Here is a 19,144-nt window from a genome sequence, read left to right as displayed (position 1 = left end):
ATAGGTGGGTAAGATCACTTAGTTGTCAGGCACAACAGCGATCGTTCCATGAATCACGATAGATAATATTTCCTTCCATGTACTTCCAGGTGATCGCCTCATAACGCAATTCGAGTGTTTCAAGGTGGGTACTACTCATACCGTTAGGTGACAGAAATGGTGCAACTGTCGTGAACTTGACGTTTTCCAGAATGATATTGAAATACTCGGCCTCAATACCGGATTCCAGAATACGGTACATCTTGATTGTCGCCTTCTTCATGGTTCTGCCTTCGCAGACAGCGCGGTACAGGAGTGGTGTTGTCTGATCAAATTCTTTCACTATCGTTATAGGACGGTGAACTCGCGTACCTGTAAGTTTCCCCCAACTCGGATCAACCGGAATAGTGACGCCGTGGGAGAATGATTTCAGTTCAATAGACCCTAAGCGCAGGGGCATCATGCAGCTGCCTACAATTGGAGAACCATTTTCATCTTCAAGCCATAAGTGTGCGGGAGTAGACATATTATTTCCTTATAAAAACTCACGATAACTTTAACGTTTAAAGTTTACAATCTCATATATAGATAAAACAATCATCACAAACACAAAAAATAAGGGGATAAGCCAAATTGGGCTATTAGGGAATAATACCCCCTGAACCAAAGCGAATATTATAGTCAGCACTGTAGGTCCATAATACGAAACCAATGACCTGAATATCCGCCTGAAAAACCTTTTGACAAGATTCATCATGTTTATCGAATCATCCTGGTTATAATGTCTGCAATTTCATCATCCGATACCCATTGTGCTTTAAACGCCTCAGCCCGCTCAAACAATGGCTCTATCAAGAAGTACATCATTTCCAGCTCTTGAGCATATAGCGCTGAGTAGTACTCAGGATGAGTAATATGAAGACGATGTGCACTCTCTGCGGCTTTCTGGACCATACCGTATATACCAATAGCTCCAACTACCCCGCCAGCTCTTCGCCCCGCCAGTGCACTGAGCTCAAGACTTAAATTCATACCTGCCGCGACAAATGATGCTGTTGCTAAAGCAAATCCCGCGTTTGTGAGTGAGCTTGCGGCAATATGGATATTAACAGCCATAAGTATTTGTTTGATACGTTCAAGCTGTTCTGATGTTTTATATTTAAATATTTCTTCGAAATATATCTTGAGCATGTCATACGCAACATTGCCATGTCGCAGAAGATAAATAACGCCATTTTTGAACCGGATATCTTCGGTTTTTTGTTGTTGCCATACATCCTGATATTCATCAGTAAAGCAGGATGTATAATACAGCGCACGCGTTGCACCTGCGCCTATAGTTTCAATCTGATTTAATACGGCTTTTCCAACACCTGTTATTGCATGGTCGAGTTTTAACGCCAGAATTTTATTAGCCTGCAAATAACTGATGATTTCATCGTTTTCGTACATAAACGCTCCTTGTTTATTTCCATTAGATCCTGGTGTTCATTTTTTCCCGCGTGAAAGCGTTCGATAGACCGTGGGGCGGGAGACGGAGAATAATTCAGCCAGATCGCTGATAGAGTACTCGCCACTTTCATGCATCCGGCAGAGTTCTTTCTGCTGTTTTTCTGATAGTTTCGGCTGCTTCCCTCGCAGTTTTCCTTTTGCCCGGGCGATGGCCATCCCTTCGCGGGTACGCAGCCGTATCAGATCGCCTTCAAACTCAGCAAAGGTAGCCAGCACGTTGAAGAACATTTTGCCCATCGGATCTACCGGGTCATAGATGCTCGTACCGAGAGCCAGTTTCACACCACGGGCCTGTAGTGCATCGGCAATTTCCCGTGCATCCGGAACTGAACGGGCCAGCCTGTCCAGTTTAGGTACGACCAGCGTATCTCCCTGACGAACGGCCGCCAGCGCCTGATCCAGTCCGGGCCTCTGGCGGTTTGAACCGGTCAGACCCTTATCGGTATAAATCCGGTCCGGAGTGACGCCCAGGCTGACCAGGGCTTCCTGCTGGGCGGCCAGATCCTGGCGGTCAGTTGAAAACCGGGCATAGCCAATGCGAATTTCAGTCATAGGTATGTACGTTTAAGGGGCCATCAAAGAGATTGATATCGTACCAGTGATATGAGACAACGTCAGCAGTGATTTTCTCTGAAGAGCAAATTTTAATTTTTACTGTCAGCAGAGCGATCCTCTTACGGACATATTCAGTGCGAGGTCAGGATGACATCCCATCGTAAAGATAAAGGCAAAAGACTCTCCGTTTTAACGGATGCAGAAAAATTCGCACTGTAGGGTCTGCCTGATTTTGATGAAGGCCAGCAGATGGAATATCTGTCGCTTACAGCAAAGGAACTGGAACTGGCTACCAGCCGCCCCGGAATAGTGGCGCAGATTTACTGTATCCTGCAGATTGGTTATTTTAAGGCCAAACATGCCTTCTTTCGTTTTTCTCCGCAACAGGGGGAAAGTGATTACGATTTTGTGGTGCAACGCTACTTTCGTGAGGCGTTTCCCGCCAGCCAGTCCATTTCTGATCATGAATATTACGCCCAGCGTAAGCTTATTACCGGTTTTTTTGGGTACCGTCAGTGGTCCGCGTCTGTTGGCCCACAACTTGATGACCGCACTGCGCAGATTGTACGCCGTGATATTACCCCCGGGTTTGTTGCTACCGAACTCATCTGCTGGCTGAATGAAAAGAAAATTGTTCGCCCGGGGTATTCCACGCTCCAGAAAATCATCAGTAAAACACTGTCGACAGAACGGCAGCGACTGGCTGGCATTCTGTCAGCCGCGCTGGATGATGAAACACGAAACGCATTGAATGCACTCCTGAAGAAAGATGACGCCCTGTCCGGCCTGGCCGTGTTGAAACAGGAAGCGAAAGATTTTCGCTGGCGACAAATGACCACCGAACGAGAGAAACGAGGCCAGTTGGCCCCGTTATATCAGGTGGCGCCGCACCTGTTGCCCGGACTCGGCGTTTCGCAACAAAATCTGTTGTACTTTGCCAGTCTTGTCAACTTTTACACCATCCACGATCTGCGTAACCTTAAGAAAGAACAAACCTGGTTATATCTGATGTGCTATATCTGGCTTCGGTACCGGCAGTTGTTCGATAACCTGACCAGCGCCATGATGTGGCACATGAAGCAAACAGAAGATCGCTGCAAGGAAGAAGCAAAAAAAAATTTCGAAGCGGACGTGCTGCAACGGCAACAGGAGAATAATAAAGTCGGCCGTCTGTTATCCTTATTTGTCGATGATGCCATGACGGAGACCATGCCTTTTGGTGATGTCCGCCAGCGGGCCTGGAAAATCATGCCCAGAGAGTCCCTGCAAAATACGGCGCAGCGAATGCGGGTCAAACCCGACAGCCGGAGGCCCGGCGCTGGGAAGATGTAGACACTCAGGCTGCGCATATACGGCGCCATTTACGCCCGCTGTTTTGCACTCTGAATTTTTCCAGTTTAACACCCGACTGCCCCTGGCTTGCTGCACTGGCCTGGGTTAAAGGAACGTTTTCAAAACAATTTGCGGTTGACGCAACGTCCGCTGGCAGAGTGTCCACCGGCCACGCTTCCGGGGCGACTGCAGACCTGGCTATTGCTCGTTGATGTAAAAGATACGCCGACAGGGCTTCATGCCGATCGTTATGAATTCTGGTTGTACCGGCAAATCAGAAAACGGCTGGAGGCCGGCGAACTTTATCTCGATGACAGCCTGCAGCACCGCCATCTTTCATACGAGCTGGTTTCCGTTGAGGAAAAAGCCGATATTCTGGCGCAAATGGATATCCCGTTTTTTTTTAAGCCGCTCGAAAAACAGCTGAAAACACTAACGCGTGAATTGCACCGGCAGTTGATGGCTTTCAATAAAGAGCTTAAGCAGGGTAAGCTTGCTCATCTGGCATTTGATCACGAAACACAGCAGCTCAGCTGGCGTAAACCTGACGCGGGCGGGCAATCAGACGGCGTGAAGGATTTTTATTCACAGTTGCCATTCTGTGAGCTAACGGATATTTTCCGCTTCGTCAATCAACAGTGCCGCTTTCTGTCGGCGCTTAAGCCGTTGCAGCCTCTGTATGTGAAAAAGGGCGCTGACGCAGATAGTCTGATGGCGGTGAGCATGGCGCAGGCCATGAATCACGGGAATGTGACGATGTCCCGGACCAGCGATATTCCCTACCACGCGCTCAATGGTGCTTATGAACAATATCTGCGACTTTCCTCGTTAAAAGCAGCCTGCAACAGCATAAGCGATGGGATTAAGGTGCTTCCCGTTTTCCCCTATTATTCACTGGAGCTGGGCGAATTATACGCCGCCGTTGACAGGCAAAAATTCAGCGTTTAGCGCCCCACGGTAATAACCGGAGACATGCACAGTATTAACCGGGCCAACTTCGCGATCCTTCACTGGTTCGGCCTGCGCTTTGAGCCCCGATTTACCTCCGTGGAAGAGATACTGAAGGAGCTGTTTTGTGCGGATGACCCGGCGCGTTATAAAAAATGCCTGATCCAACCGATGGGACAGATAAATCAGTAGATTATTCTCAATGAGAAACCGCACCTGGACCAAATCGTCGCCACGCTGGGGCTAAAAGAAATCACTCAGGGTGCACTGATCCGTAAGTTGTGCACCTATTCAGCAGAAAATGCGACAAGGCAGGCACTGTTCAAATTTGATAAGTTGATCCGCAGCCTTCGTAACCCTCAGGTGGCAAAAAACAGTCACCGGTCACAAAATCGGATTGAATCCTGGCATCAGCTCCGCTCGGCGATTGCACAGGTCGGCGGGAAAAAAGTGCTGACGGGCCAGAATGACATAGAACTCGAAATCAGCAATCAGCAATCAGCAATCAGCAATCTGTGTGGTCGGTTACTCAGCATCGTGATTATTTATTATAACTCAGCCCTGTTATCGCGATTGTTGCAGAGATATGAAGCAACCGGTAACACCCGGGGTATGGAGTTCCTCAAACGGATGTCGCCCGTAGCCTGGCAGCACATCTTTTTAAACGGGCATTACACTTTTATCACTGAGGGAAAAGAGATTGATCTGGACGCGATGATTGACGGACTGACACTGTCATCGGGCTGAAAGCTTAAGAATGGCAGACGCCACAAAATTTTGGCGGGTTCCCGCTTACAACCCCAAGTTACTGCGCGTTATACCGCTCCACGCTGCATACCCCGCCTGCTTATTTACCCGGCTCCGTCTGTAGCACGCCGCTGTTTAGCGGCGCGCCAGTGCTGCTGCATTACGCCCTGCCAGTATGCCAAAGATAATAATATCGGCTATCGCATTGCCACCTATGCGGTTTGCACCGTGAATGCCCCCAACGACTTCACCGGCTGCCCAGGCCCCTTCAATCACCTCTTTCTGCGTATTCAGCACGGCGGTATCGCGGTTGATGGTCACGCCGCCCATGGTGTGATGCACGCCGGGGGCAATGCGGATAGCGTAGAAAGGTCCCTGATTCAGCGGATGGCGCAGCGCAGTTTTACGACCAAAGTCTTCGTCATTTTGCTGTTCAGCGAACAGGTTGTAGCGCTCAAGCGTGGCCAGCAGAGCGTGGTGATCCATATTCAGCTTAACCGCCAGCGCATGAGGTGATGGAGCGCTAACCACAAATCCTTTGGCGATATACTCATCGGCGGCTTTATTATTCATCCGCACCTGCTCGTCAAAGATAACCCAGGCACTTTTTTCCGGCAGGGCAATGATTTCCGCTGAGACTTTGTCGCGGGTCTCCATCTCATTGAAGAAGCGCTTACCCGCCTGGCTGACCAGAATAGCGCCGCCGCCGCGAATCGCTTCCGACACCAGATATGAGGTGGTTTGCTCAACGGTTGGGTGGATCTGAATTTCGCCCATATCGACGGTATCGGCTCCGATCTGCTGCAGCATGGCGATGCCGCTGCCGGTCGCACCTTTATGGTTAGTAGTCACAAAACCGTCCAGTTCGGGGCGATACTTTACCACCATCTCGCGATTGGCACTGAAGCCGCCGGTGGCAACAATCACGCTTTTCGCGTTCAGAATGCGGCTGTCATTGTATTCGTCCACCACCTTAACGCCGGTTACGACGCCTTTTTCAAACAGAATTTCGGAGACGGACGTTTCCAGCAGCACCTCAATATTGCGCTTATTGATGTTTTTCACCAGGCCGCTAATCAAAAAGCCCCCTACCGCAGAGCGATCGGCAGGGCGGTGGGTACGGTCAATGCTCATCCCGCCGGTGATGGTGATGTCGTTTAAGACGATATCCTTCGCGGCCAGCCACTCAATCGCTTCAGGCGCCAGCTCGACCAGCTCGCGCAACAGCACCGGGTTGTTTTTGAATTTCCCGCCTTTCAGCGTCTCTTCAAAGAACAGCTCTTTACTGTCCTCGATGCCTTTCAACTTCTGGAAACGGGTTTCTGCCGCGTTCATCCCGACCGAGGCTTTAATCGTATTGCCGCCGATCGTCGGCATTTTCTCGATGATCGCCACGCGGGCGCCTTCATCGCAGGCCTGAATAGCCGCCGCCAGGCCCGCGCCGCCGCTACCGATCACCACTACATCATAGTTCTGCGGTGCCTGAGGATTGCCGCCCTCTTCAATGACCTGCTCTTTACTTGAGGTGGCCAGCGCGCGGGAAACGGCTTTTTTCAACGCTTCACTCTGCGTGGTCGCACCGGTAATGGCATCCACATGGGGACTGTTGGCGACCAGGATGCGTGAACGCAGGCTTTCAAAGGTAGTAGTGAAGTCAACGTCCAGGGTTTCGTCCGGCACCAGCATGATATCGGTGATGCGGTCAGTATCCAGCATAACGTCAATTTTCAGCTTCAGGGCTTCGGCTTCCACTTTCTCCTGATAGACACCGGCTTTATATTTGCGCCCGGCGGTGCTCATATCGCGGATCATCGCGTCCACCAGTGAGAAGCGCCACAGCGGTTCAGGGATGTTCAACGCTTCACGCCGGGTGCTGTCAATAAATAGCTCAAGATGGTCGTTGTTAATAATGCGGTCAGCCCAGTCAGGGTAGGCAATGCAGGCCTTACCAATCGCGACCAGATCAAAACCCATCTCCAGGCCGCGCTCAGCGTCGGCCTTATTAACCACGCCACCGACGCCAATCACCGGAATTCTCGCCAGCGTCTCTGAGCGCATGGCGCGATACTTTTCAATCAGCGGCGTCGGATCCTCTCTGTCCACGATGGAGGAGCGCAGCAGCTGCCCGACGGAGAAATGCACATAGTCCAGCCCGCGAGCAGCGAGTTTTTCCAGCAGGTACATCGTGTCATCAAAGCGAATGCCGGGCACCTCAAGCTCTTCGGGAGAAAAGCGATAGCCGATAATAAAAGCGCTGTCAGCAAACCGCTCTGCCATTTTGTGGGTAATGTCGAGGACTTCGAGCGGGAAACGCGCCCGGTTATCCCGGCTTCCGCCCCACTTATCGTCGCGCTGGTTGGAGTTCGGTGAGTAGAACTGCTGAATCAGATAGGTATTGGCACCATGGATCTCCACGCCGTCAAAGCCGGCTTTAATGGCGCGGTTTACCGCATCACCAAATTTAGTGATCATCACCTCAACCTCTTCGCCGCTCAGCGCCTGCGGGGTGGTTGCGCCCTCGCGCGGAGCGGCAATGGCGCTGGGAGCGACCGGCGTTCTGCCGCCGATCAGTTCCGGCTCGACCATCCTGCCACCGTGATAAATCTGTAAAATCGCCTTAGAGCCTTTGGACTTAATCGCATCCGCAATTTTCTTCAGGCCGGAGATCTTGTTGTCGCTGTCGATGGCAATCGCGCCCGGAAAAGCAGGACCTTTCGGGTCAATAAAGCAGCATTCAACAATGACGGTGCCGATGCTGCCGGCACGATCGCGATAGTACTCCACCAGCTCGCTGGTGACCGTACCATCATAAAAACCGGTGCAGGTGGTCATTGGCGCCATCAGCAGACGATTTTTAAGTACGGCACCGTTTGGCAGGGTCAGGGGATTCAGGATCGGGGTGAGTGTACTCATGGTGTTCAACTCCAAAATTTAAAAGCCTTTAATTTTGTCGCGGACGCATTACATTAGTTTTAATTAAGTGGTCCGATGTCATACTTTTAATATACCGATTTCTTTACTTTAAAAAGATCTAATTTTAGTTATAAAACTTTTAAATAAACTAAACGCTTTTATTTACTAATAACGATTATATCTGCCAATCCAATTGTTAATTATTCATTGATAAAAATCAACACTTCGTTTACAATTAAAATAAAGCTCCTTTAAATCATAGGATTACAATGAATGCTTATGAAAGTTATGGAAATTAACCCTATGGATCCAGGGCAAAAATGGGTAATTATGGCAGGCTTAAAACCGCTCAAAGGTTAAGGATTATTGAAAAATAAAGCGATGCGGAAATATTTATTGATCCAGATCAAAATCTATATTCCGAATAATCGCATTATATTCACATTCACTTAAATAAGACGGATAAAAGTGAAGAAAAGGGAAAAAGTCCATTTAGAGGCCACGGCTAAAACGTTAAAAAAAGGTTTTTAAACTAAAAAAAGCAAATATCTGTGCCGGGGCGTAAAACGCATTATTAATAACTTGCAGAAAACTACTATGAAACAAACATCCGCAATGAGTGAATCGGCGAAAGCCGTTCCTGCCTCTCCAGGGCAAAAAAAACGTCTGATCATGCTGTTCCTGCCGGTGCTGGTGGCCGTGCTGCTGCTGCTGGTTCCGGTGCCTGATGGCCTTGAACCCTACGCGTGGCACTTCTTTGCCATCTTTGTCGGCGTGATTGTCGGCCTGATCTTTGAACCCCTGCCGGGTGCCGTGATTGGCCTCACCGGCGTGGTGGTCATCGCCCTCTTCAGTCAGTGGGTGTTGTTCAGCCCGGCGGAAATAGCCAGTCCCAAATTCAAAATGGCGAGTGAGTCGTTTAAATGGGCGGTCAGCGGGTTTGGCAACTCTACGGTGTGGCTTATCTTCGGGGCCTTTATGTTTGCCGCCGGGTATGACAAAACGCAGTTTGGCCGTCGTCTGGCGCTGATTCTGGTAAAATACCTCGGACGTCGCAGCCTGACGCTGGGCTACGCCATTACCTTTGCCGACCTGCTGCTGGCTCCCTTTACCCCGTCTAACACCGCGCGCAGCGGCGGGACTATCTACCCCATTATTGCCAACCTGCCGCCGCTGTATGATTCCAAACCTAACGATCCCAGCGCGCGTAAAATTGGCTCCTATCTGATGTGGGTCGCCATCACTGCCGCCTGTATTACCAGCTCAATGTTCCTGTCGGCTCTGGCCCCTAACCTGCTGGCGCTGGCGCTGGTGAAAAGCGTTATCGGCTTCGATATCTCCTGGGGGATGTGGTTCCTGGCCTTCCTGCCGCTGGGTCTGCTGCTGATCCTCACCATGCCGCTGCTGGCCTACTGGCTCTATCCGCCGGAAGTGAAGTTTAATGATGAAGTTCCACGCTGGGCCAGCCGTGAACTGGAAAAACTGGGCAGGCTGACCCGTAATGAAATTCTGCTGCTGGGGTTCGTGGTCTGTGCCCTGCTGATGTGGATTTTCGCCACCGCCTGGATTGAACCCGCTATGGCCGCCCTGCTGGTGATTGTGCTGATGCTGTGGACCGGCGTACTGAACTGGAACGATATTACCAGCAACAAGGCGGCATGGAACACCTTCGCCTGGTTTGCCACCCTGGTTGCGCTGGCGGATGGTCTGGCCCGCGTCGGCTTTATTGCCTGGCTGGGCAAAGAGGGCGCCACCCTGCTGCACGGCTACGATCCACAGATTTCTGCGGTGGTGCTGCTGGTTGCCTTCTTCCTGCTGCACTACCTGTTTGCCAGTACCACCGCACATACCACCGCGCTGCTGCCAGCCATGCTGACTATTGCCGCCTCCATACCTGGCATCAATATGCCGGTATTCTGCCTGATGATGTGTACGTCTCTCGGTCTGATGGGGATTATCACCCCGTACGGCACCGGCCCAAGTCCGATTTACTACGGCAGTGGTTATCTGCCAACCAAAGACTACTGGCGGTTAGGAACCATTTTTGGTGCTATTTTCCTCTGTGCCCTGATGCTGATTGCCTATCCGTGGATGGTGATGATGTTCTGATCCGCCAGCCTGCGCGAAAGCATGCACTCTGCCTCGCGCTGTCGTACCATCCCCCAGACCTGGCCCGTCAGCCATTACGGCTGACGGGCCAGGATAAAAATAAAATGTCGCCGGTGATGCTCTCCCTGCCAGCAGATTGAGCAAGGAGCAACACGTCATTAAGTGAGAAAAACAATGTCGAATAAAACGTTCACCTATCAGAACCCTTTCCCCCTTGCCCACGAGGATACCGACTACTACCTGCTTACCCGCGACCACGTTTCCGTCACCTCTTTCGAGGGACAGGAAGTCCTCAAAGTTGATCCGCAGGCGCTGACGCTGCTGGCCCAGCAGGCTTTCCACGATGCCTCCTTTATGCTCCGCCCCGCGCACCAGCGCCAGGTGGCAGCGATACTCGACGATCCTGAGGCCAGCGAAAACGACAAGTATGTGGCGCTACAGTTTCTGCGAAACTCGGAAATTGCCGCCAGGGGCATCCTGCCCACCTGTCAGGATACCGGCACCGCAATCATCATGGGTAAAAAAGGCCAGCGCGTCTGGACCGGCGGCGGGGACGAAGCCGCCCTTTCGCGCGGCGTATATAACACCTATATCGAAGACAACCTGCGCTATTCGCAAAACGCCGCGCTGGATATGTATAAAGAGGTCAATACCGGTACTAACCTGCCGGCTCAGATCGACCTCTACAGCGTCGATGGCGATGAATACAAGTTCCTGTGCATCGCGAAAGGCGGTGGCTCGGCGAATAAAACCTATCTCTATCAGGAAACCAAAGCGCTGCTTAGTCCCGGAAAGCTGAAAAGCTACCTGACCGAGAAGATGCGCTCGCTGGGCACCGCAGCCTGCCCGCCCTACCATATTGCCTTTGTTATCGGCGGCACCTCGGCGGAAAGTACGCTGAAAACGGTGAAGCTGGCCTCTGCTCACTACTACGACGGCCTGCCGCTGGAAGGCAATGAGCACGGCCAGGCGTTCCGCGACGTGCAGCTTGAGCAGGAACTGCTGCTGGAAGCACAAAAGCTGGGACTGGGCGCGCAGTTTGGCGGCAAATATTTTGCCCATGACATCCGCGTCATTCGCCTGCCTCGCCACGGCGCCTCCTGCCCGGTTGGCATGGGCGTTTCCTGTTCTGCCGACCGCAATATCAAGGCCAAAATCAACCGAGACGGCATCTGGATTGAAAAGCTGGAAGATAATCCGGGCCGTTTTATCCCTGCCGCGCTGCGTCAGCAAGGTGAAGGCGATGTCGTACAGGTTGATCTCAACCGCCCAATGGCCGCGATCCTCGACCAGCTGTCGCAGTATCCCGTCTCTACCCGCCTTTCGCTGAGCGGCACCATCATTGTGGCGCGTGACATCGCGCATGCGAAGCTGAAGGAGCGCATTGATAGCGGTGAGGGGCTGCCGCAGTACGTTAAGGATCATCCGATCTATTACGCAGGCCCGGCAAAAACGCCAGAAGGCTATGCATCTGGCTCGCTTGGCCCAACCACGGCGGGACGTATGGATTCCTACGTTGACCTGCTACAGGCTAACGGCGGCAGCAAGATTATGCTGGCGAAGGGCAACCGCAGCCAGCAGGTAACGGATGCCTGCCACAAGCACGGCGGCTTCTACCTGGGCAGCATCGGCGGACCGGCCGCCGTACTGGCGCAGCAGAGTATTAAAAGCCTTGAGTGCGTGGAGTATCCCGAACTGGGGATGGAGGCTATCTGGAAGATTGAGGTTGAGAACTTCCCGGCCTTTATTCTGGTGGACGATAAGGGCAATGACTTCTTCGCGCAAATCCAGCACAAGCAGTGCGCGCAGTGCGTGAAGTAATTCGGGCGTCAGCGCTGCTCTGTGCTCAGCGCGTGAAGTAAGCTGGCTGCCACTGCTCTGCGTCCCAGGCGGGCTATGCGACGCAGCGTAAGCATTAAGCATTAAGCATTAAGCCGAGGGCGCGCCAGTGTTGGTGCGCCCTCGGCTTATCTGCAGTACGCTACTGGCCTAGCTACTGCCCTAAATCGCGCAGCTTTTTACCTGCCATCAGATTCTTTTCGATATGCTCAAGCGTTTTGTTTTTCGTCTCCGGCACCAGGAACACGGTGATAACGATAAACGCCAGATTAAAACCGGTATACAGCCAGAAGGTCCCCGCCGCGCCGATACTGCCCAGCAGCGTCAGGAAGGTCGCGCCAATCAGCATATTTGCCACCCAGTTGGTGGTGGTTGAACAGGTTATACCAAAGTCACGGCACTTCAGCGGCTGGATCTCCGAGCAAAGTATCCACACGACCGGCGCGGCACTCATGGCATAGCCACCAATGCAAAGCATAGTCATCCCGACGGATACCCATGAAAGTCCGGTAGAGATCTCCCCTTCCCCCGCTTTAAGCAGACAGTACCCCAGGATCAGCGTGGCAAATGCCATCACCGAAAAGCCTATTTTCAGAATCGGCTTTCTGCCCGCCTTGTCTACGGTGAACACCGCGATAAAGGTGGCAAACATAAAGGTCAGCCCAACGATCACCGTGGCAATCATCTGCTCCTGGGTACTCTGGAAACCCGCCATTTTAAAGATCTGCGGCGCGTAATACATGATGATATTCATGCCGGTAAACTGCTGCATTCCCTGTAACAGCATGCCAAGGAAAACGGCACGTCTTACGTTGCGGTTCTGTCTGAACAGCGAGAACCCGCCCTGCTTCATGCGCAGGCTATCCCTGATCTCATTCAGTTCCTGGCGGGCCTTCTCTGAGGTATCCCTCAGCATGCGCAACACTTCTTCTGCTTCAATGTGCATGCCTTTTGCCGCCAGCCAGCGCGGACTGTTAGGCAGAAATACCACCAGGATGAAAAGGATAACGGCGGGTATCGCCAGTACACCCAACATCGCCCGCCAGTTACCGCTGAAGCTCAGCGCGGTATCGGACAGGAAAGCCAGTACGATGCCCACCGTTATCATCAGCTGATACATGCTGATCATTTTGCCACGGATATGTTCAGTGGCCATTTCAGACAGGTATAGCGGCGCAGTGTAGGAGGCAATCCCGACCGCCACACCCAGCAATACGCGAAAGATCAGCAGAAGTTCTAGATTAACCGCAAAGGCAGAACCCAGCGACCCCACGATAAATAACACCGCAGCGGACATCAAACTGTATTTCCTGCCCAGGCGGTGTGAAACCCAACCATTGCAAAGCGCGCCAACAGCCGCCCCCAACATCATACTGCTTACCACCCACTCCTGCTGGTGGCTGTTCAGCGTAAAGTGCTGCGTAATAAAAGGCAGCGCCCCGGAAATTACGCCAATATCCAGACCAAATAGCAGACCAGCAAACGCGGCCGATATGGAGATAAAAGCATTCATGCGCCGTACTTTACGTTTGCGATCGTCTACAGGAATCACATTTTCGTTTACAAGAGACATCTTCAGGCTCCGCTTATCAGGCATCTGTAGCCGCAAAGCATACAAAACTGCCGACTCTCAGCATTAGGCCGAACGCTCCCAAAGCATGGACAATCTGGCTAAGCAGGGCACAATTGTGATGGGGATCCCGTCTGTGCGGGTTTTAACGGCCAGAGGGATTCATCGTTGCTTGATGTCCGGCAGTTTAACGACGATGACAACGTTGTCAGGGCCGACTGAAAAGCGGTTCGTAATACCGTTTCACTACAATTCCCGACCGGGCTTCGCTATAGAGGAAACAAACACCCCCTTCTACATAAACATTATTTTTCAATGAGATAAATCTTCATAGGTAAAGCAACACCCTCCATATAAAAGCAGATTATTCTTAAAGAGGATTATCAAACAGGTATAATACGCGAAGTTTTTTTACGATCGGTTACCACTTTGGTTCCGAAAAAGCATATGGCTATCTGAATTCTGTGCTGGTGAGCGGTGTAAAATTAATAAAAGTGGCGATTCAACGACGTCTGTTTTCACTGGACCGCCGCAGAATAATGGTCAGCGCGACATCGGGCCGATTTATTAGCATGACGCGCAGTTTGCCTGGAGGATTTACACCGACTGATGTCCGCTGGCAGGATCTGAAAGATGCTCAGATCAAAGCGGTCATTTTTGGCAGCACGCTTTACATTAATGCGCTTTCGCAGCCCGACCTGGCCAGCGGCGGAAAAGTTTACCGTTAACAGTCCGGTGGATTACGTGAAGATAAACCTCAGGAAATTTATAAAATCGCGCAGGCGCATGAGCAAGCCTGGCGTGAGAAAAGGCGTCAGCGTGAGCTGGAAGAGTTAAGGGCCAAATCGGGCGGATTTGGTAATTTTGCTAATAATTCGGAATTTGCAGGCGGCGTTGCGACAGGCGAAGCGGGTAATGAAACCAGCTCGGTTGAACGCTTAAAGAAAGCCCGACAGATGCCTGAAGAAGGACTGATCTCCGATTCCGGGTATGAGACGACCAAGTCACGGATTATAAACGAACTCTGATCGTGAAAGCCGATTGAGGCTACGATCTGCATTTTAATACCACCTGCCTGCAGACAAAATTATGTCTTCCCCTGTATTTGACTGATGTCATTTCGTATCAAAAACAGTTTGATTTTGAACATAAAATACTGGCAGGTATAAAGACTACCCGGCCTGTACCCCAATGATGCATTGGTGTGTTAACGCTGATTAATAACGATTATTTACCACCAGAGATTGAAAACCACATTTTAACCTACATTTCTGTAACTATCTGATTTTAAGAATATTGTTTCCTGCACTCATCCAGCGTTATAATCCCTCTGTTTTTCCATCCCTCTAATAACACAGGGCATCTCCATTAGCCGATACCATGTATCCAGCAGTGAAGGCCAGTATGAGAAAGACTCTGGGGAGCATGTTTTGGCTAATAAGCTGGGGCTCGCTACTTCTGATGAGATGGATGAGGCTGAGCTTGTCCTGTTAGAACAACTATACCAGTCTGTTTTTGAAGAACAGTTCCCGGAAGGACAGCTCAGCGTAGCCATACTAAAAAGCTGGCACCGCCGCTGGTTAGGTAACATCTTCGAGTGGGCTGGACAAGAAAGAGCGGTCAATATCAGCAAAAGCGGCTTTATGTTTGCCCCTTCAACACAATTGCCAAAACTGCTGAACGAATTCGACACCAGGTATCTGGCTCATTTCACGCCATGTAGCGGCATGGACGAAGAACAACTCATCACCGCTATCGCCATCACCCATGTCGAGCTGATACTCATACATCCATTCAGAGAGGGAAACGGGCGCCTGTCGCGACTATTAGCCGACGTGATGGCCGTCCAGGGTGGATACAAACCGCTGGATTATCAAAGCTGGGAGCAAAGCAGACCCCTGTATATCTCGTCTATCCATGCTGGCATGTCAATGGACTACGAGCCGATGAAACACTGGGTCAGTGAGGCATTAAAAAGGAATTAAACCGCAAGACGCAAATGAGCAAATTTTTCGCGCGTGGTTTCAAGTGAGGCTTCGATCTTCGCGGAGGACTGCCCCGTTTCAACAGCCGTAGATGTTGCTACTGAGCGAACGATGTCGGCACGAGATGGCTTAGCGTAGCTTGCCTGAGTTTTTTTGTTGTTTTTCATAATTACTCCTGAAAAGCAGAATCTGGGCTGAAACACATCGTTCAGACAGTATACCAAAATTTCTACGCAAATTCACATCAAGCCTGACCTGCCACCTGGTGATGGTGAATGGAAAATCAGAATCACTGGAGGCAGCTCAGTCTTTGTTGCAAATAGCTGGCATAACCAGTCAGGCAAGTCTGCTTAGATTCGAGACCGTGACTCATGCACTGTGCCGCCAGGCCGAGCAAAACGAAATTGATCTTATGGTCATGGGGTCAGTCCACACTGAAAGGCACAGAACAGGTAATACAGGCTGGCCTGGATGCCATTCAGGCGGGCGACATGGGAAACATTCATGCCCGGCTCCATCGTCTGCTGGATAATGGCGATTTTCTCCTGAGGAGTCTTACGTTTACGGGCTTCTTGCCCTGACAGGATCCTGGTCATCTCAAAATTGGCGTTAGTGTTAGACATATATTCAAACCTATCTCTTATCTGGAGATACAGCTACTGTCTGGTGTTTCAGGGGGCTACTGCAGTGGTTCTCGTTATACCAACGCGTAAAAACACATACCCATTCACGCGCTTCCTCCAGCGTGCTTAACCCCACCGCAGGTCATTGTGGCACGTATTTCACCGTCCGGAACAGCGACTCCACATACGCATTATCATTACTGACCCGCGAGCGGCTAACCGATTGTCGGGCTTGTTCTTGACCCGCTATATCCAAGCCTATCTCTTAAGTTAAGAGACTTCTACTGCCTGGTTTTTCGTGAGGCCCACCCACTTTTTTTTGTTTTATTTGCTTCTTGCCTGAAATACGTTTAGTTGCAAGGCATGGCGATTTTGCATACAAATTAATTTGAGTTAAGTCGCTTTTTGGATATTATGTCTGCGATATCAATATGATTCATGAAGGATTATGACCAGAGCACTGGTAAGACCTGGAGACAAGACCACGAGTGGTGGGGAGGTAATTTCAGCTTCCTCGACGATTATCGAAGAACGGAATATTGCCCTGAATGGCGATATGGCATGGTGTCCAAAGGAAACGTGTAATGGGCCATTTCAGATAAATGGTACTGCATACCACTTCGCGGAAGACAAACCCTGTGTTGCCACTGGCGATCAGGTGCTTTGTAACTGCAAAAATAATCAGGTGCTGGGCAGCACGACACTTTGGGTGGAAGATAGTCCCGGCGATCCTTTTGAGGAGCACCGCAAGCGGGCAGCGGAATGGCCCATTGCCAAAATGGCGGCCACCGCCGCTGTAGCCGCTATCCCTGTGTTCGCAAAATCTGTCCTGCGTGGTACTGGTAATACCGATGCAGGGGAGTCAGAAGAGCCACAAAGCAACATCGGCGAAATGAGCTTCTATCAGTCACAACCCGCACAGCCAGCCCCGGAGCCTGAACAGCACGCTCAGGCTGCGAAGAAGAAAACTTCACCGCCACCAGAACCAGAAGCGCCGAAGAAAAAATCCCTATTTGATAAAGTAACTGGCTTCTTCTTTGGTGAAGCGGAAGCTATGCCACTTCCCCCACCGCCAGTAGTTATGGGCGGTACAGCGGAGGCCGGAATGGCAGCAGCAGCGGGAGGTGCAACGGCTAAATCGAATCAGGATGCAGCAAGAGCCCTTACTCATACGCTGAAACACCTTTCTGGCCCAGAAGTCTGGAGCGGGCGGCTGGCGATGAATCTGCCGTTCGTGGTCATGGGTGCCATCATTCAGTCGAATCTCAAAGGCGAGCAGAGCGACCTGCTCACGCCTCAGAAACTGCTGGAAGTGGCTCACAGTAAGGGCACGGTCCCTACTCGCATCCGCTATAACTGGATCACCGACGACGATAGCGGGAAGCTGAAAGCAGTTGGTTATCACACGAGTTCCGACAGTGGTCGTGATCAGGTACGTGTCAGGATGCTGGAGAAGCAGAGCGATGGCAGCTATGAATTCTGGGGAGATGAACGAAGCGATAAGCCGTTAATCACATGGACGCCAGCAAACACACCGGGGTCACAAGATAGCTGGAATACAGGCAATAACAACCCAAAAGCAGGAACCGTCACGATACCGGGACTTGAGCACCCGGATATTCAGAGCGTAACCATCACCACCACGCCACTGCCAGAGGAAAAGGACTTCCGGGATTACATTCTGGTGTTTCCGGGCAACGTCCATCCGCCGATCTACATCTACCTCAGCAAGCCTCCGGTAAAACTGCTGGAAGTCGATTTATACAGCAATTTCACAGGTAGACCGCGAAATGGTACTCATGCTGATCACATGCCATCGGCAGCAGCAGTACGAGCCTACTTACGACGTGAATTCCCAGACGCAAAACCGGCCGAAATTGACCGTATGGCGAAAGACGTTGCTTCTATCATCATTCCTGCTGATATCCACCAAAAACTCAGTGCCACCTATGGTCGCAGAAATAACCCGACGCAAATACAGCAAGACTCCAGAGATTTGCGAGCAGCAGTAAAACGCGACATTGAGACTATACGCTCAGCGCTGAAGGAGCGTGGCGTAACAGATAGTCAAATCGATGAAGCCAAAGCTAAGATGCATCAATTAAATCAGGAACAGGGATTATACTAATGAACGTTAATGTCGAAGCATTGATTCGCTGCTTAGGTAAGACGTATCAAGAAATTTTTGATGCAGGATTGATACCCTACAAGACCAAACCTACAGGTTACCCGGGAGATCCTGACCTCACGTTAAGCATGATGAATGAAGGGCTTTACTTAGCCTTTAAGCGGGAAGGTACAACGCTTTTTTCAATTGAGCTTTTTTTGCAGAATGAGAAGAAAGCGAACTATAAATTTCCGAATGAGCTGCCATCTCCCCTACGACCTGAAATGGTGCGATCCTGGGTTCATACACAATTTGGCCCTCCTGACAGATTCTTGCCTCCCCGGAAGCGGCTACGCCAAGAGATTGGCTACACTGATTTGTTCACAGTGATGGATTTCCATATCCCTATTAGCATGCAAGTTGATTACGACTTACAAGAGCGGGTCAAAGAGGTTGCATTCATATCAACATCAGAACTCCGCTGGTAACTGCCATAACGGCTCCATTCGGGGCCGTTACCAACATCCCCGCCTCTACCGGTACAATAAACGTGCAGATCACCATAAGAGGCTGAATCATGATCTATTGGCAGGGTAAGAAGTCCACATGGCTACAGTCGACTAAAGGAAGTCGCATTTATTGCAACCCCAGAACTTTGTTGGTGTTCTACCATATACAGCTGTAAGTATCCCACCAAAACGGCCCATTCACTTTTAGAGATCTTCCGACATACTGATTATGTCCCCGGGGAAATCGCTATGCGTAAAATCCGATTCACCGGGCACCCGATCATCGCCGTTCTGAAGTCTGTCGAAGCCGGGCGCTGAAAGACGTCATCGAAAAAAGCTTTAAAACCAGCGATAAAGCGTGAGCTCGCCAGCTATCTGACGACGCAGTATACGGTGAGCATACGCCAGGCATGCAG

Annotated in this window: 12 protein-coding genes and 3 pseudogenes; 8 read left to right on the top strand and 7 right to left on the bottom strand. The window is 50.9% G+C overall.

Annotated elements, in window-relative coordinates; translation table 11 throughout:
* Positions 1–25 precede the first annotated feature (25 nt).
* The 3 genes from ACLRGG_RS18170 to ACLRGG_RS18160 all read right to left on the bottom strand — a co-directional run bounded on the left by ACLRGG_RS18170 (position 26) and on the right by ACLRGG_RS18160 (position 2,043).
* Complete coding sequence (locus ACLRGG_RS18170) at positions 26–505, bottom strand: Hcp family type VI secretion system effector (RefSeq protein WP_416251082.1); 480 nt, start codon at positions 503–505, stop codon at positions 26–28.
* A gap of 233 nt (positions 506–738) precedes the next feature.
* Positions 739–1,431: a hypothetical protein gene (locus ACLRGG_RS18165; RefSeq protein ID WP_416251081.1), complete on the bottom strand. Its 693-nt coding sequence runs from the start codon at positions 1,429–1,431 to the stop codon at positions 739–741.
* A 36-nt stretch (positions 1,432–1,467) separates the two neighbouring features.
* Positions 1,468–2,043 (bottom strand): recombinase family protein, encoded by a 576-nt coding sequence (locus tag ACLRGG_RS18160; RefSeq protein ID WP_416251080.1) that lies wholly within the window; start codon positions 2,041–2,043, stop codon positions 1,468–1,470.
* A gap of 150 nt (positions 2,044–2,193) precedes the next feature.
* On the opposite strand from ACLRGG_RS18160, the pseudogene ACLRGG_RS18155 reads away from it, so the two are divergent.
* A pseudogene (locus tag ACLRGG_RS18155) lies at positions 2,194–5,073 on the top strand (Tn3 family transposase).
* A 135-nt stretch (positions 5,074–5,208) separates the two neighbouring features.
* Here ACLRGG_RS18155 and ACLRGG_RS18150 read toward each other — a convergent pair.
* Entirely contained in the window at positions 5,209–7,986 is a 2,778-nt protein-coding gene (locus tag ACLRGG_RS18150; protein WP_416251079.1) for a flavocytochrome c, read from the bottom strand.
* 597 nt (positions 7,987–8,583) lie between these two features.
* Between ACLRGG_RS18150 and ACLRGG_RS18145 the strand changes: the two genes are divergently transcribed.
* Together ACLRGG_RS18145 and fumA are read left to right on the top strand one after the other, a co-directional pair.
* Positions 8,584–10,095, top strand: a complete 1,512-nt coding sequence (locus ACLRGG_RS18145; RefSeq protein WP_416251078.1) for a DASS family sodium-coupled anion symporter — start codon at positions 8,584–8,586, stop codon at positions 10,093–10,095.
* A gap of 174 nt (positions 10,096–10,269) precedes the next feature.
* Entirely contained in the window at positions 10,270–11,916 is a 1,647-nt protein-coding gene (gene fumA, locus ACLRGG_RS18140; RefSeq protein WP_416251077.1) for a class I fumarate hydratase FumA, read from the top strand.
* A 172-nt stretch (positions 11,917–12,088) separates the two neighbouring features.
* Here fumA and ACLRGG_RS18135 read toward each other — a convergent pair whose 3' ends face one another.
* Positions 12,089–13,507: a sugar porter family MFS transporter gene (locus ACLRGG_RS18135; protein ID WP_416251076.1), complete on the bottom strand. Its 1,419-nt coding sequence runs from the start codon at positions 13,505–13,507 to the stop codon at positions 12,089–12,091.
* Positions 13,508–14,076: 569 nt separating this feature from the next.
* On the opposite strand from ACLRGG_RS18135, the gene ACLRGG_RS18130 reads away from it, so the two are divergent.
* Together ACLRGG_RS18130 and ACLRGG_RS18125 are read left to right on the top strand one after the other, a co-directional pair.
* On the top strand, positions 14,077–14,232 hold the full coding sequence (locus tag ACLRGG_RS18130) for a hypothetical protein (RefSeq protein ID WP_416251075.1): 156 nt from the start codon (positions 14,077–14,079) through the stop codon (positions 14,230–14,232).
* A gap of 639 nt (positions 14,233–14,871) precedes the next feature.
* On the top strand, positions 14,872–15,489 hold the full coding sequence (locus tag ACLRGG_RS18125) for a Fic/DOC family protein (protein ID WP_416251101.1): 618 nt from the start codon (positions 14,872–14,874) through the stop codon (positions 15,487–15,489).
* On the opposite strand, the gene ACLRGG_RS18120 is transcribed toward ACLRGG_RS18125, so the two are convergent.
* Positions 15,486–15,656 carry a hypothetical protein gene (locus ACLRGG_RS18120; RefSeq protein ID WP_416251074.1) on the bottom strand — a complete coding sequence of 57 codons (171 nt, stop codon included), beginning with the start codon at positions 15,654–15,656 and terminating at the stop codon, positions 15,486–15,488. The genes ACLRGG_RS18125 and ACLRGG_RS18120 overlap by 4 nt on opposite strands.
* 285 nt (positions 15,657–15,941) lie before the next feature.
* Positions 15,942–16,085, bottom strand: a pseudogene (locus tag ACLRGG_RS18115) (transposase); the annotation flags it as partial.
* 475 nt (positions 16,086–16,560) lie between these two features.
* On the opposite strand from ACLRGG_RS18115, the gene ACLRGG_RS18110 reads away from it, so the two are divergent.
* From ACLRGG_RS18110 to ACLRGG_RS18100, 3 genes and pseudogenes are all read left to right on the top strand, one after another.
* Entirely contained in the window at positions 16,561–18,240 is a 1,680-nt protein-coding gene (locus ACLRGG_RS18110) for an S-type pyocin domain-containing protein (RefSeq protein ID WP_416251073.1), read from the top strand.
* Positions 18,240–18,707, top strand: a complete 468-nt coding sequence (locus tag ACLRGG_RS18105) for a DUF6392 family protein (protein WP_416251072.1) — start codon at positions 18,240–18,242, stop codon at positions 18,705–18,707. Before ACLRGG_RS18110 ends, ACLRGG_RS18105 begins: the two co-directional genes overlap by 1 nt.
* Before the next feature lie 326 nt (positions 18,708–19,033).
* Positions 19,034–19,144, top strand: a pseudogene (locus tag ACLRGG_RS18100) (IS3 family transposase); the annotation flags it as partial.

This window comes from Erwinia sp. PPS120 (genome assembly GCF_047918655.1).
Taxonomy (GTDB): domain Bacteria; phylum Pseudomonadota; class Gammaproteobacteria; order Enterobacterales; family Enterobacteriaceae; genus Erwinia; species Erwinia tasmaniensis_A.
Note: the sequence above shows the minus strand (reverse complement) of the source record. Positions and strands in the feature narration are given on the sequence as shown.